The 12910-nt window shown below is 71.7% G+C and carries 10 protein-coding genes; 5 read left to right on the forward strand and 5 right to left on the reverse strand.

Going from position 1 to position 12910, the window contains the following annotated elements:
* The first annotated feature begins 17 nt into the window (after positions 1–17).
* Both dxs and H8838_RS08925 read left to right on the forward strand, forming a co-directional pair.
* A complete protein-coding gene (gene dxs / locus H8838_RS08920; RefSeq protein ID WP_185995147.1) occupies positions 18–1922 on the forward strand; it encodes a 1-deoxy-D-xylulose-5-phosphate synthase in 1905 nt (634 codons plus the stop codon).
* Positions 1923–2016: 94 nt separating this feature from the next.
* Positions 2017–3477, forward strand: coding sequence for an amino acid permease (locus H8838_RS08925; RefSeq protein WP_317983805.1), 1461 nt, complete (start codon positions 2017–2019; stop codon positions 3475–3477).
* A 39-nt stretch (positions 3478–3516) separates the two neighbouring features.
* On the opposite strand, the gene H8838_RS08930 is transcribed toward H8838_RS08925, so the two are convergent.
* The 4 genes from H8838_RS08930 to H8838_RS08945 all read right to left on the reverse strand — a co-directional run bounded on the left by H8838_RS08930 (position 3517) and on the right by H8838_RS08945 (position 8661).
* On the reverse strand, positions 3517–4653 hold the full coding sequence (locus H8838_RS08930; protein WP_185994826.1) for a hypothetical protein: 1137 nt from the start codon (positions 4651–4653) through the stop codon (positions 3517–3519).
* Positions 4650–5189 (reverse strand): SigE family RNA polymerase sigma factor, encoded by a 540-nt coding sequence (locus H8838_RS08935; protein ID WP_181310754.1) that lies wholly within the window; start codon positions 5187–5189, stop codon positions 4650–4652. Before H8838_RS08935 ends, H8838_RS08930 begins: the two co-directional genes overlap by 4 nt.
* A 185-nt stretch (positions 5190–5374) precedes the next feature.
* The gene (locus H8838_RS08940; RefSeq protein WP_181310755.1) at positions 5375–7462 is read right to left on the reverse strand and encodes a 3-hydroxyacyl-CoA dehydrogenase NAD-binding domain-containing protein; all 2088 of its coding nucleotides are present in this window, start codon (positions 7460–7462) and stop codon (positions 5375–5377) included.
* Positions 7462–8661, reverse strand: coding sequence for a thiolase family protein (locus H8838_RS08945; protein WP_181310756.1), 1200 nt, complete (start codon positions 8659–8661; stop codon positions 7462–7464). Before H8838_RS08945 ends, H8838_RS08940 begins: the two co-directional genes overlap by 1 nt.
* Positions 8662–8809: 148 nt before the next feature.
* Between H8838_RS08945 and H8838_RS08950 the strand changes: the two genes are divergently transcribed.
* From H8838_RS08950 to H8838_RS08960, 3 genes are all read left to right on the forward strand, one after another.
* Entirely contained in the window at positions 8810–9745 is a 936-nt protein-coding gene (locus H8838_RS08950; protein WP_185994825.1) for a PAC2 family protein, read from the forward strand.
* Positions 9745–10602 carry an acyl-CoA thioesterase gene (locus H8838_RS08955; protein WP_185994824.1) on the forward strand — a complete coding sequence of 286 codons (858 nt, stop codon included), beginning with the start codon at positions 9745–9747 and terminating at the stop codon, positions 10600–10602. Before H8838_RS08950 ends, H8838_RS08955 begins: the two co-directional genes overlap by 1 nt.
* Positions 10603–10795: 193 nt before the next feature.
* Positions 10796–12043 carry a M23 family metallopeptidase gene (locus H8838_RS08960; protein WP_185994823.1) on the forward strand — a complete coding sequence of 416 codons (1248 nt, stop codon included), beginning with the start codon at positions 10796–10798 and terminating at the stop codon, positions 12041–12043.
* 18 nt (positions 12044–12061) lie between these two features.
* Here H8838_RS08960 and H8838_RS08965 read toward each other — a convergent pair whose 3' ends face one another.
* Complete coding sequence (locus tag H8838_RS08965) at positions 12062–12910, reverse strand: MaoC/PaaZ C-terminal domain-containing protein (protein ID WP_185994822.1); 849 nt, start codon at positions 12908–12910, stop codon at positions 12062–12064.

The following is a 12910-nucleotide window of genomic DNA, read 5'->3' on the forward strand; positions in this document are numbered from 1 at the left end:
TCAGGAAGCGAAGGACCATGGGCCACCTGGAGTCGATCTCCGCACCGCGTGATCTCCGTGGTCTCGACGACGAGCAGCTCGGCGAGCTGGCCACGGAGATCCGGGACTTCCTCGTCGCGACCTGCGCCCGCACCGGCGGGCACCTGGGACCCAACCTCGGCGTCGTCGAGCTGACCCTGGCGATCCACCGGGTCTTCGACAGCCCGCACGACCGCGTGGTCTTCGACACCGGTCACCAGACCTACGTGCACAAGCTCCTCACCGGCCGCGCCGCGGGCTTCGACCGGCTGCGCCAGGAGGGCGGGGTCAGCGGCTACCCGAGCCGGGCGGAGTCCGAGCACGACATCGTGGAGAACTCGCACGCCTCGACCGCCCTGAGCTACGCCGACGGCCTGGCCAAGGCGTACCGGATCCGCGGCGAGGACCGGCACGTGGTGGCCGTGATCGGCGACGGCGCCCTGACCGGTGGCATGGCCTGGGAGGCGCTGAACAACATCGCGATCGCCCAGGACAGCCGGCTGGTGATCGTGGTCAACGACAACGAGCGCTCCTACACGCCCACCATCGGCGGTCTGGCGACCGCGTTGACCAGCCTGCGCACCAACCCCCGCTACGAGCAGATCCTCGACCTGGTCAAGCGCCGTCTGACCGCGGTCAAGGGCGTGGGGCCCGCGGCGTACGACGCGCTGCACGCGATGAAGAAGGGGATGAAGGACGCCCTGGCACCCCAGGGGCTCTTCGAGGACCTCGGCCTGAAGTACGTCGGCCCGATCGACGGGCACGACCGAGCGGCGGTGGAGCAGGCGCTGACCCAGGCCAAGCGGTTCAACGGCCCCGTCATCGTGCACGCCCTGACCAAGAAGGGCTACGGCTACCAGGCCGCGATGGCGCACGAGGCCGACCAGTTCCACGCGCCCCGCCCGTTCGACGTGGAGACGGGGGAGGAGCACCCGACCGGACGCATCTGGACCGACCACTTCGGCGAGGAGATGGTCCGCATCGGCGAGCGCCGCGACGACGTGGTCGCGCTCACCGCCGCGATGATGCACCCCGTCGGGCTCGACCACTTCCAGCGTCGCTTCCCCCAGCGGACCTTCGACGTGGGGATCGCCGAGCAGCACGCGGTCACCTCGGCCGCCGGCCTGGCGATGGGCGGGCTGCACCCGGTCTTCGCCGTGTACGCCACCTTCCTCAACCGCGCCTTCGACCAGGTCCTGATGGACGTCGCGCTGCACAAGTGCGGGGTCACGTTCGCCCTCGACCGCAGCGGGGTCACCGGCGACGACGGCGCCAGCCACAACGGCATGTGGGACATGTCGATCCTCCAGGTGGTCCCCGGGCTCCGGCTCGCCGCCCCGCGCGACGCCGCCCGGCTGCGTGAGCTGCTCAACGAGGCGATCGACGTCGACGACGCCCCCACCGTGGTGCGCTTCCCCAAGGGTCCGCCGCCCGAGGACCTCGAGGCGATCGGCAAGGTCGGCGACGCCGACCTGATGGTCCGCACGGGCGACCAGGACGTGCTGGTGGTGGCCGTGGGGTCGATGGTCGCGGTCGCGATGGACGTCGCCGAGCGCCTCGAAGCCCAGGGCATCGGGGTCACCGTCGTCGACCCCCGCTGGGTCAAGCCGGTGGACCCCGCGATCGTCGCCCTGGCCCGCGAGCACCGCCTGGTGGTCAGCGTGGAGGACAACGGGGTCGTCGGCGGCTGCGGCTCCGTGCTGCTCCAGACGCTGAACGAGCAGGGCGTGGACACGCCGGTGCGCCTGCACGGCATCCCGCAGGACTTCCTGGACCACGCCAAGCGCGGCGTGATCCTCTCCCGGATCGGGCTCGACGCCCAGTCGCTGGCCCGCTCCATCGTGGAGGAGATCACCGCCGCCGACGAGGGCTCCGAGCTGGTCGAGGCCGACCAGGCTCCCTGACCGGGACCCAGCACGCCCAGCAGCGCCCGGCCGGGGGGGACATCGGCCCATCGACCTACCGGTGCGTAACCCCTAGCGTCGAAGCGTGGGAGTGATGCGCCGCAAGAGCGTGGAGCAGTCGATCGCGGAGACCGACGAGCCCGAGCACCGGTTGAAGAAGAACCTGGGCGCCCTGGACCTGATGATCTTCGGGGTCGGCGTGATCATCGGCGCGGGGATCTTCGTGGTCACCGGCACGGTCGCCAAGACCAACAGCGGGCCGGCGATCACGCTCTCCTTCCTGATCGCCGGGCTGGCCTGCGGCCTCGCTGCCCTGTGCTACGCCGAGTTCGCCGCCACGGTGCCGGTCGCCGGAAGCGCCTACACGTTCAGCTACGCCACCTTCGGCGAGCTCGTGGCCTGGATCATCGGCTGGGACCTGGCGCTGGAGTTCACCATCGGGGCGGCCGCCCTGGCCACGAGCTTCTCCGGCTACTACCAGGAGGTCGTGGACGGCAGCTTCCTGGAGGTGCCGACCGGGATCGCCTCCGCAGCCGACGGGTTCGTCGACCTTCCCGCCGTGGTGATCTCCGTGCTGGTGACGGTCGTGCTGATCGTCGGGATCAAGTTCTCCAGCCGGGTCAACCAGGCGGTGGTGGCGATCAAGCTGCTGGTGATCGCCATGGTGCTGATCTTCGGCTTCTCCCACATCGACACCGCGAACTACGTCCCGTTCATCCCGGAGTCGAAGCCGGCCCCCGCCGGCAGCGGCGGCTTCCTCGACAGCACGCTGATCAGCACCCTGACCGGCGCGGAGCCGGCGGTCTACGGGCTGGCGGGAGTGATCGCCGGGGCGTCGATCGTCTTCTTCGCCTTCCTCGGCTTCGACATCGTCGCGACGACCGCGGAGGAGACGCGCAACCCGCAGCGCGACATCCCCCGCGGGATCATCGGCTCCCTGGTGATCGTGACCGTGCTCTACATCGCCGTGAGCCTGGTGGTGACCGGCATGCAGCCCTACGAGCAGATCGACGAGAACGACGCGGCCCCGCTCGCCACGGCCTTCGACGCCGTCGGGATGGAGTGGATGGGCCGGCTGATCGCGATCGGAGCCTGCATCGGGCTGATCGTGGTGGTGATGATCCTGATGCTCGGGCAGACCCGGGTCGGCTTCGCGATGGCCCGCGACGGGCTCCTGCCCAAGCCGTTGGCCAAGGTGCACCCGGTATTCGGCACGCCGTACGTCTTCACCGCGATCACCGGGCTCGCGGTAGCGGCGATCAGCGGGTTCGTCGAGCTCGACACCCTGGTCAACCTGGTCAGCATCGGCGCGCTCTTCGCATTCGTGCTGGTCAGCCTGGGGGTCCTGCTGCTGCGCCGGCAGCGACCGGACCTGCCCCGGGCCTTCCGCACGCCGCTGGTCTACGTGGTGAGCCCGGTCTCGGCCCTGCTGTGCGCCTACCTGATGCTCAACCTGACCGGGGCCACCTGGGTCCGGTTCCTCGCCTGGATGGCCCTGGGACTGGTGGTGTACTTCCTCTACGGGCGCCGCCACTCCCGACTGGCGGGCACCTGAGGGGGAGCGCCGCCCCGCCCGACCGCGACCCGCGTGCTGCTACCAGGCCTCGCTCATCGGCAGCTGCAGGGCGTCGCCGGACGTCAGGTCCAGATCGGTGACCGCGGCCCGGCAGGTGCCCGTCGCGACCTCACAGCTCAGGAGGTCGGCCTGCTCGGCCTCCAGGTCCTTCAGCCCAAGGGCGACGTAGGTGTCCCCGTCCAGCCAGCGGTACCCCGCGACGAAGGCGTACTCCCCGAGGTCGAAGGGCTGCCGCTCTCCGGTCGTGGTGTCGAAGACCCTGTTCTCGTCCGCGGTCTCCGACACCAGGTAGCGCCCGTCGGGGGAGAGGATGCCGTCCCAGGCGTCCAGCTCGGTGCCGGAGGTCAGGTCCGGTCCCACGACGTACGCCTCCTCCTTGGCGGCCGGCGTGCCGCCGGTGCGCTGGTAGTGGAAGACACCGTCCTTGACGTCCTCCACCACGACCTGCGTCCCCGGGGCCACGGCGAGCGGCTGCAGCGCGTTGTCCCCGCTGAACGGCTCCCAGGCGGTCGCGCCGCCGGCGGTCCGCAGGTAGACCGTGTACCCGTCCACTGCGGCCACCGCCGCGGTCATGTCGTGCTCGCGCTCCAGCGGGGTGACCGTCCCGTCGGTCACGGGCAGCCGGGTGACTCCCGGGCCCTCGGACAGGTCCATCACGGCGTACGACGGCTCGCCCTCGTCGGCGTCGACCCAGGCGACGACGTCGCCGTCGGACTCGAAGTGTGCGGCGTCGGGGGTCTCCATCCGGCCCACCGGCAGCACCAGGTCCCGGTCGTCCAGGACCACGTGCACGTCACCCTCGGCGTCGGAGAAGACGAAGCCAGACTCGCCCTGGACGAGCGCCACCGGCTGCCGGCCGAGCTCCACCTCGGGCCCGTCCGGCGAGGTGTGCAGGACGGAGCCGCTCACCCACGCCACCGGGTCCTCGCTGTCCGCCGGGCGTTCGGCGACCAGGCCGTCGGTGCCGCTCCCGCCGAGCACTGCCGGGGCCGCCAGTGCGGCAGCCACGCAGAGCACGGCTGCGCCGGCGCCACCGGTCCAGCGGCGACGACGGACCCGCCGGTCGCCCGCGGCCATGATCGCCGAGGCGTCGAGGGTGGGCGGGTCGAGCCGCTCGGCCCGTTCGCTCATCAGGTCGTGCAGGTCGGTGGTCATCGCGTCGCCTCCGTCAGCTCGTCGTCCAGGAAGGTGGCGTCCAGGCCGCGGTCGCCCACGGCCGCACGCAGCTTGGCGAGCCCGGCGGAGACCTGGCTCTTCACGGTGCCGGGCGCGCACCCCATGACCTCGGCGGTCTGGGCCTCGCTCAGGTCGTCGTAGAACCGGCACACGAGCGCGGCCCGCTGCCGCGGCGGCAGGTCGAGCAGCGCCCGCCAGAGCCAGTCGCGCTCGGCCACCTGCCCCTCGTGCCCGGGACGCCCCAGGTCCGGGGCCTCGGTACCGGGTCGCTCGGCGGTCCAGCCCTTGCGCCGGTACCAGCCGATCGCCGTGGTGGTGATCGCCTTGCGCGTGTAGGCCTCGGCCCGTCGGGGGTCCCGCAGCCGTGGCCAGGCGACGTACGTCTTGGTGAGCGCCTCCTGGAGCAGGTCCTGGGCCAGACCCCGGTCGCCGACCATCAGGTAGGCCGTGCGGTGCAGGGCGGCGGACCTGGCGGCCACGAACTCGGTGAACGCCTCGGAGTCACGTCGCGCCATCTGGTCTCCCGGGTCTCGCTGTTGCTCTCACGCCTTGTACGACGCTCCCAGGCGCCCGTTCGGTTCGGTCTCCGGGCAGGAGTCTTCCGGAAGCCCTGGCACCTGTCGCAGGAACGACGAGGGCGCCCGACCCGCAGGTCGGACGCCCTCGTGCACGTCGCCGGCTCACGCCGGCGAGCGACGGCTCAGTGGAACCGCTTGCCGTTGACCTTCTCGGCGACGCCGGAGGAGTCGAGCAGCATGGTCAGGCCACCGTTCCAGAACGAGAAGCCGGCGCCGGTGATCATCGCCAGGTCCAGGTCCTCGGGAGCCGCGACGACACCCTCGTCCAGCATCAGGCGTGCCTCCTCGGCGAGCCCGGAGAGGGCCGCCTCGCGCAGCTCGTCCTTGCTCAGCACGACCGGGTTCTCCGGCTGCTCCTGCAGGGCCTTGATCTCCGGGTCGATGGAGAGGTCCGGCAGGTAGAACGAGGTCTTCTTCTCCGCCACGACCCGCTCGAGGAGCGGGGAGACGTAGAACCGGTCGGGGAACGCCTTGACCAGGGTCTCGTTGTTGTGCAGCGCGATCGCCGGGCCGACGAGGCCGAGCAGCATGAACGGCGGCATCGGCGCGATCCCGGCGAACGCGGCGTCCGCGGTCTCGATCGGGGTACCGGCGTCGACCGCCTTGGCGACCTCGCCCAGGAACCGGCCGAGCAGCCGGTTCACGATGAACGAGGGGCTGTCCTTGACCAGGATGCAGGTCTTCTTCAGGCCCTTGCCGGTGGCGAAGGCGGTGGCCAGGGTCTCGTCGTCGGTGGCGTCGCCCTTGACGATCTCGAGCAGCGGCATGATCGCGACCGGGTTGAAGAAGTGGAAGCCCACGACCCGCTCCGGGTGCTGCAGCTCGGAGGCCATCTCGGTGATCGACAGCGAGGAGGTGTTGGTGGCCAGCACGCACTCGGGCGAGACGACCTTCTCCACGTCGGCGAAGACCGACTTCTTGACCGACATCTCCTCGAAGACGGCCTCGATCACGAAGTCGGCACCGGCGAACGCGGTCTCCTTGTCCGCCGACCCGGAGACCAGCGACTTGAGGCGGTTCGCCTTGTCCTGGCTGATCCGGCCCTTGCCGAGCAGCTTGTCGATCTCGGCGGTGACGTAGGCGACACCCTTCTGGGCGCGCTCCTCGTCGAGGTCGGTCAGGACCACCGGGACCTCGAGGCGCCGGGCGAAGAGCAGGGCCATCTGCGAGGCCATCAGGCCCGCGCCGACGATGCCGACCTTGGTCACCTTGCGGGCCAGGGACTTGTCCGGCGCACCGGCGGGGCGCTTGGCCCGCTTCTGCACCAGGTCGAAGGAGTAGAGGCTGGCCAGCAGCTCCGGGGTCTTGGACATGTCCTCCAGACCCTGGTCCTCGGCCGCGAAGCCCTCGTCGCGGGTCGAGGTGCGGGCGGCCTCGAGCAGCTCGACGACCCGCTTGCCGGCCGGCGAGGCACCGCCGGTCTTCGCCAGCACGATGCCGCGGGCCCGCTCGACGGCGGCGTCCCAGCCGGCCCCGCGGTCGACCTCGGGCCGCTCGACGGTGACCTTGCCGGTCAGCACGTCGGCCGCCCACAGCAGCGACTGCTCCAGGTAGTCGGCGCCGGAGAAGACCGCGTCGGCGATGCCGAGGTCGTAGGCCTTCTTGCCGCCGATGACCTTGCCGTTGTTGAGCGGGTTCTCCACCATCACGGTGACCGCCGCGTCCGCGCCGACCAGGTTCGGGAGCAGCCAGGCGCCGCCCCAGCCGGGGACCAGGCCGAGCATGACCTCGGGCAGGCCGAGCGCGGGAGCCGAGTCCATCACGGTGCGGTAGGTGCAGTGCAGCGCGACCTCGAGGCCACCGCCCAGCGCCAGGCCGTTGATGAAGCCGAACGAGGGCTTGCCGCCCTCGCCCAGCTTGCGGAAGACGCCGTGGCCGAGCTCGGCGATCAGCCGGACGCCGTCCGGGCCGCCGCCGGAGATGCCGGACAGGTCGGCGCCGGCGGCGAGGATGAACGGCTTGCCCGTGACCGCCAGCGCGGTGATCTCGTCGTCGGCCAGGGCAGCGTCGATCGCCTCGTTCAGGGAGATCAGGCCCTTGAACCCGAAGGTGTTGGGCCGGGTGTGGTCCAGCCCGTTGTCCAGGGTGATCAGGCCCAGGACACCGGCGTCACCCGGCAGGGTGACCTTGCGCAGCTTGGCCTGCGTCACGACCTCGTTCTCGGGGGCGAGGGACGCGGCCTTCTCGATCAGGGTGCTCAGGTCGGACATCAGGCCTTCTCTCCGTTCCAGTGCGGGTTCTCCCAGACGATGGTCCCGCCCATGCCGATGCCGACGCACATGGTCGTGATGCCGTAGCGGACCTCGGGGCGCTCCTCGAACTGTCGAGCGAGCTGGTTCATCAGGCGCACGCCGGAGGAGGCGAGCGGGTGACCCATGGCGATGGCGCCGCCGTACGGGTTGACGCGCGGGTCGTCGTCGGCGATGCCGTAGTGGTCCAGGAGCGCGAGCACCTGCACCGCGAACGCCTCGTTGATCTCGAAGGCGTCGATGTCGTCGATGGTGAGACCGGCCTGCTTGAGCGCCTTCTCGGTCGACGGGATCGGGCCGGCACCCATGACCTCGGGCTCGACACCCACGAACGAGTAGGAGACCAGGCGCATCTTGACCGGCAGGCCGAGCTCCTTGGCGGTCTCCTCGTCGGCGAGGATCGCCGCGGTGGCACCGTCGTTGATGCCCGAGGCGTTGCCGGCGGTCACGTTGCCGTGCGCGCGGAACGGGGTCTTCAGACCGGCGAGAGTCTCCATGCTCGTCTGCGGCCGCGGTGCCTCGTCGGTCAGGGCCAGGCCCCAGCCCTCCTCGGCGGAGCGGGTGGCCACCGGCACCAGGTCGGGCTGGATCTTGCCGGCGGCGTACGCCGCGGCGGTCCGCTGCTGGCTGCGCACGGCGTACGCGTCGGCGCGCTCCTTGGTGATCGCGGGGTAGCGGTCGTGCAGGTTCTCGGCCGTCTTGCCCATCACGAGCGCGTCGGGGTCGACGATCTTCTCGGAGATGATCCGCGGGTTGGGGTCCACGCCCTCGCCCATCGGGTGGCGGCCCATGTGCTCGACACCGCCGGCGATGACCACGTCGTAGGAACCGAAGGCGATGCCGCCCGCCGTGGTGGTCACGGCGGTCATCGCGCCCGCGCACATCCGGTCGATCGAGTAGCCGGGGGTGGTGTTCGGCAGCCCGGCCAGCAGGGCGGCGGTGCGGCCCATGGTCAGGCCCTGGTCGCCGATCTGCGTGGTGGCGGCGATGGCCACCTCGTCCACCCGCTCCGGGGGGAGCGAGGGGTTGCGCCGCATGAGCTCGCGGATGCACTTGATGACGAGGTCGTCGGCGCGGGTCTCGGCGAACTGGCCCTTGGCCTTGCCGAACGGCGTGCGCACGCCGTCGACGAAGACGACCTCTCGCAACTGTCGGGGCACGGAGTCTCCTAATGGTGCCTAAAGGGGTCGGTGACCCGGCGTGGGCCGGGCCCGCCTAGGTTACCTCTCAGTAACAATCCCGGGGGGGTTCGGGGGTGTGCCCGTCGTCACCTCCGGGCCGTGCGCGGGCGCAGCATAGGCTGGGCGCATGCCTGACGCCCCGAACCGACTGGTGCACATCGTCGACGACGTCCCGGAGCTGGAGGGCGTCGACGAGCTGACCATGGTCCTGGTGCTCACCGGGTTCCTCGACGCCGGCCAGTCCGCCGAGCTGGGTGCCCAGCACCTGCGCGAGCTGGGCGAGGGGCCGGTGGTGGCCACCTTCGACGTCGACCAGCTGCACGACTACCGGGCGCGCCGCCCCCCGATCGCCTTCGTGCAGGACCACTACGAGGGCTTCGAGGCCCCTCGGCTGTCCGTGCGGCTGCTGCGTGACACCGGCGGCACCCCGTTCCTGCTGCTCACCGGTCCGGAGCCGGACATCCGCTGGGAGGCGTTCGCGCTGGCCGTCCGCGAGGTCGTCGAGCGGCTGGGGGTGACCCGCGTGGTCTCCCTGGGCTCGGTGCCCATGGCGGTGCCGCACACCCGACCCATCGCGGTGACCCACCACGCCAACGACTCCTCCCTGCTCACCGGGCGCAGCCCGTGGCGCGGCGAGCTCCGGGTCCCCTCCAGCGCCCAGGCGCTGCTCGAGGTCCGGCTGGGGGAGTGGGGCCACCCCGCGCTGGGGTACGTCGCGCACGTGCCGCACTACCTGGCCCAGATGGCCTACCCGACCGCGTCGCTCTCGCTCCTGGAGAACCTCGAGATCGGGGGCCGGCTGACGATCGACCTGACGACCCTGCGCTCGGCCGCCGAGGAGTGCGAGCAGGAGGTCGCCCGTTACCTGACCAGCCACGCGGAGGTCCAGGACGTCGTGACCGCTCTGGAGCAGCAGTACGACTCGTTCCAGCGGGCCGAGGAGTCGGGCGCCTCGCTGCTGGCCAGCGACGAGCCGCTGCCCACCGGAGAGGACCTGGGGCGTCAGTTCGAGCAGTTCCTGGCGGGCCTGGACCGCCCCGACAACGAGCAGGGGCAGGGCTAGTGCCGGGATCGGCGGCCGAGCTGCTGGAGCTGCTGGACCTCGAGCGCCTGGATCTCGACCTCTTCCGCGGGCGGCAGCCGGACACCCGCCGTCAGCGCGTCTTCGGGGGCCAGGTGGCGGCCCAGGCGCTGCTGGCCGCCTCTCGTAGCGTGGAGGAGCCGTTCGCGCTGCACTCGCTGCACTCCTACTTCCTGCGGCCCGGCGACACCTCGGTGCCGATCATCTACGACGTGGAGCGGATCCGCGACGGACGCACCTTCGACGCGCGCCGGGTCGTGGCGCGCCAGCACGGACGCCCCATCTACTACCAGACCTGCAGCTTCCAGCTGCCCGAGGACGGCTTCGTCCACCAGGACGCGATGCCGGCGGTCCCGCCGCCGGCAGACGCGCTCCCGCTGGCCGAGCTGATCCGCCGACGAGGCGAGGAGGAGGCCGCGGAGTGGCGCCGGGAGTGGGCGGCGCTGGACGTGCGCTACGTCGGCAACTCGCGCCACGGCCTGGAGGAGGACCCCGCGCACCCTGCCCGCGCGCGAGCCTGGGTCCGGGTCGACGGCGAGCTCCCCGACGACCGGTCGATCCAGCTGGCCGCGCTGCTCTACGGCACCGACCTGACCCTGCTGGGGGTGACGCTGGTGCCGCACGGGGTGGACATCGGGTCGCCGACCCTCCAGCCGGCCTCGCTGGACCACACCGTGTGGTTCCACCGGCCGATGCGGGCGGACCGGTGGTGGCTCTACGACCAGTACTCACCGTCGGCCTCCGGTGGGCGCGGGCTCGCGCTGGCCAACGTCTTCACCGAGGAGGGCTCTCTCGTCGCCACGGTGGCCCAGGAGGGGCTCATCCGCCGTCGGCGATGAGCGCATATACCATTACACGGGTGTAATTCACGTGATCTGCCTGACAGACACGCCGGACGCGTGATTATCTGTGAGTGCTTCCGTGACTTCTGAGCGCTTGTGTGGCATCCGACCCTTCGTGGGACAGGACTGACCACCGGGGCGCGACGAGGTGCCCGCGGAGCGTCCTGCGACTGACGAGGTGGACCCCGCCGTGCCCCTGACCCACCCCTGGCCGCGCGCCCGCGCCACCACCGCCGCGCTCGGACTGGCCGCCCTGGCGCTGTGCACCACGGCGTTGACCGCGCCCGCCCAGTCGTCGGCGGCACGCAAGTCGCTGCCAGTGCCGACCACGTCCTTCCAGGTGCCGTTCACCTGCGCGCAGGACTGGTCGGCGGGCACCCGGGCCCGGCACTCGCCGAGCGTCCACTCGGTCGACTTCAACCGCGCCAAGGACGAGGGCAAGGCGGTCGTGGCCGCCGCGGCCGGGCGGGTGACCAAGGCCGACCAGACGAGCACGCGGGGCTACGGCAGGCACGTGGTGATCGACCACGGCAACGGCGAGAGCACGACGTACGCCCACCTGAAGAACGTCTTCGTCGCGGCGGGATCCTCCGTCGACCAGGGAACCCTGATCGGGGCGGTGGGCAAGACCGGGAACACCACCGGCGCCCACCTGCACTTCGAGCAGAAGGTCGGCCGCGACGTCGTGCCCGCGCACTTCCGCGGGGTCAAGCTGGGGTACGGAGCGGTGACGTCGGGCAACTGCGTCGACGTCCCGATGGCCGGCAACCTGGCGGGGACGAGGGGTGCCGAGGTGGCGGTCTTCCGTCGTACCCGGCGCGGTGACTTCGTCGTACGCCAGGCCGACGGGGCCACCCCGGCGATCCGGTTCGGCTCCGGCACCGACGAGCCGGTGCTCGGCGACTGGGACGGCGACGGGCTGGTCCAGCCCGGCACCTGGAACCCGCGCGGGCGCATGTTCAAGCTCAGCGGCCCCGCCGGGACGACCTCGTTCCGGTTCGGGGCCCGGGGCGACCGTCCCGTGGCCGGGGACTGGGACGGCAACGGCGCGTGGGACGTCGGTGTCTTCCGGCCCCGTTCTGCGACCTTCCTGCTGCGCGCCGCGTCCGGCGCGGTCGCCTCGGTCCCGATGGGAGATGCCGACGACGTGCCGGTCACCGGCGACTGGGACGGCGACGGGCGCACCGACGTGGGCGTCTACGACAAGGCGACGCTGACCTTCACCCTGCGGACCGTCGACCCGGCCGGCGTCGCCGCGTTGGCGACGGTGCCGTTCGGCTACCCCGGCGACCTGCCGGTCACCGGCGACTGGGACGGCAACGGCACCACCGACCTGGGCACGTGGACCCCGTCCACCGCTGTCTTCAACCTGGCCCAGGCCCCGGTGGCCACGGCGGCCAGGACGGTCGCCACGCTCCAGTTCGGCGTCCCGCGCTGACCCGGCGGGGGGCCGGGCTCAGAGCGCCGTGGCCCGCCCGACCAGGTGCGTGGACCGGTCCTCGGGACTGGTGAGCGAGAACGACCAGGCGGACCGGTCGCCCTCGAGCCCGAACGCCACCCGTCCGGGGAGGAAGACCGGCTTGCGGAAGGAGACCTCGACCCGCACGCCGTCCGGCAGGCGGTTCTCGATCGCCGCCAGGCAGCGGGCCTTGGTCCACATGCCGTGGGCGATCTGCCGCTTGAACCCGAGCGCTCGTGCCGTGAGCGGGTAGAGGTGGATCGGGTTCAAGTCGCCCGAGACGCTGCCGTAGCGCCGCCCCAGGTCGCCGGGCAGGTCCCAGGTGGTCCTGCCCTCGGGGACCAGCGGCAGGTCGAGGCCGCGAGGGGCGTCCTCGGTCCCGCGGCCCCGGCGCAGGTAGGTCGAGGTGGACTCCCAGACGATCTCGTCGCCCGAGCTGATCGTGGAGACGAAGTCGAGCAGCGTCCCCTTGGGGTGAGGGCGCGGCTCGCGCACCGAGGTGGTCGCCCCCAACGCCTCGGTCAGCGCGATCGGGCGGTGCGAGGTGACGGTGTTCTCCAGGTGCACGGTCCCGATCGCCGGCCAGGGGAACGCCGCGCTGCTCATGATCTGCATCTGGAGGTCGAAGGTCAGCAGGTGCGGGTAGGTGACCGGCACGGTGTCGCGCCGCGGGAAACCGCACACCCGGGCGTAGGCGGCGACGTGCCGGGGATCGATCTCGGTCACCGGCCCGGTGCGGGCGATGCCGGTGAACTCCGAGGCCGGTGCCTTCCGTACCCCGGGCAGCTGGTTGACCCCGGGGACGGCGGGCAGGGCCGCGCGGGCGAGCGCGAGCGCGCCGGCCAC

The sequence above is a fragment of the Nocardioides campestrisoli genome (assembly GCF_013624435.2).
In the GTDB taxonomy this organism is placed as follows: Bacteria; Actinomycetota; Actinomycetes; order Propionibacteriales; family Nocardioidaceae; genus Nocardioides; species Nocardioides campestrisoli.

What these genes read in the sequence shown, in the direction of transcription:
- H8838_RS08935 (WP_181310754.1), bottom strand. Translation starts at nt 5,189, where the DNA reads ATGGCGCGACGTGACTCCGAGGCGTTCACCGAGTTCGTGGCCGCCAGG.
- H8838_RS08925 (WP_317983805.1), top strand. Translation starts at nt 2,017, where the DNA reads ATGCGCCGCAAGAGCGTGGAGCAGTCGATCGCGGAGACCGACGAGCCC.
- H8838_RS08940 (WP_181310755.1), bottom strand. Translation starts at nt 7,462, where the DNA reads ATGTCCGACCTGAGCACCCTGATCGAGAAGGCCGCGTCCCTCGCCCCC.
- dxs (WP_185995147.1), top strand. Translation starts at nt 18, where the DNA reads ATGGGCCACCTGGAGTCGATCTCCGCACCGCGTGATCTCCGTGGTCTC.
- H8838_RS08930 (WP_185994826.1), bottom strand. Translation starts at nt 4,653, where the DNA reads ATGACCACCGACCTGCACGACCTGATGAGCGAACGGGCCGAGCGGCTC.
- H8838_RS08950 (WP_185994825.1), top strand. Translation starts at nt 8,810, where the DNA reads ATGCCTGACGCCCCGAACCGACTGGTGCACATCGTCGACGACGTCCCG.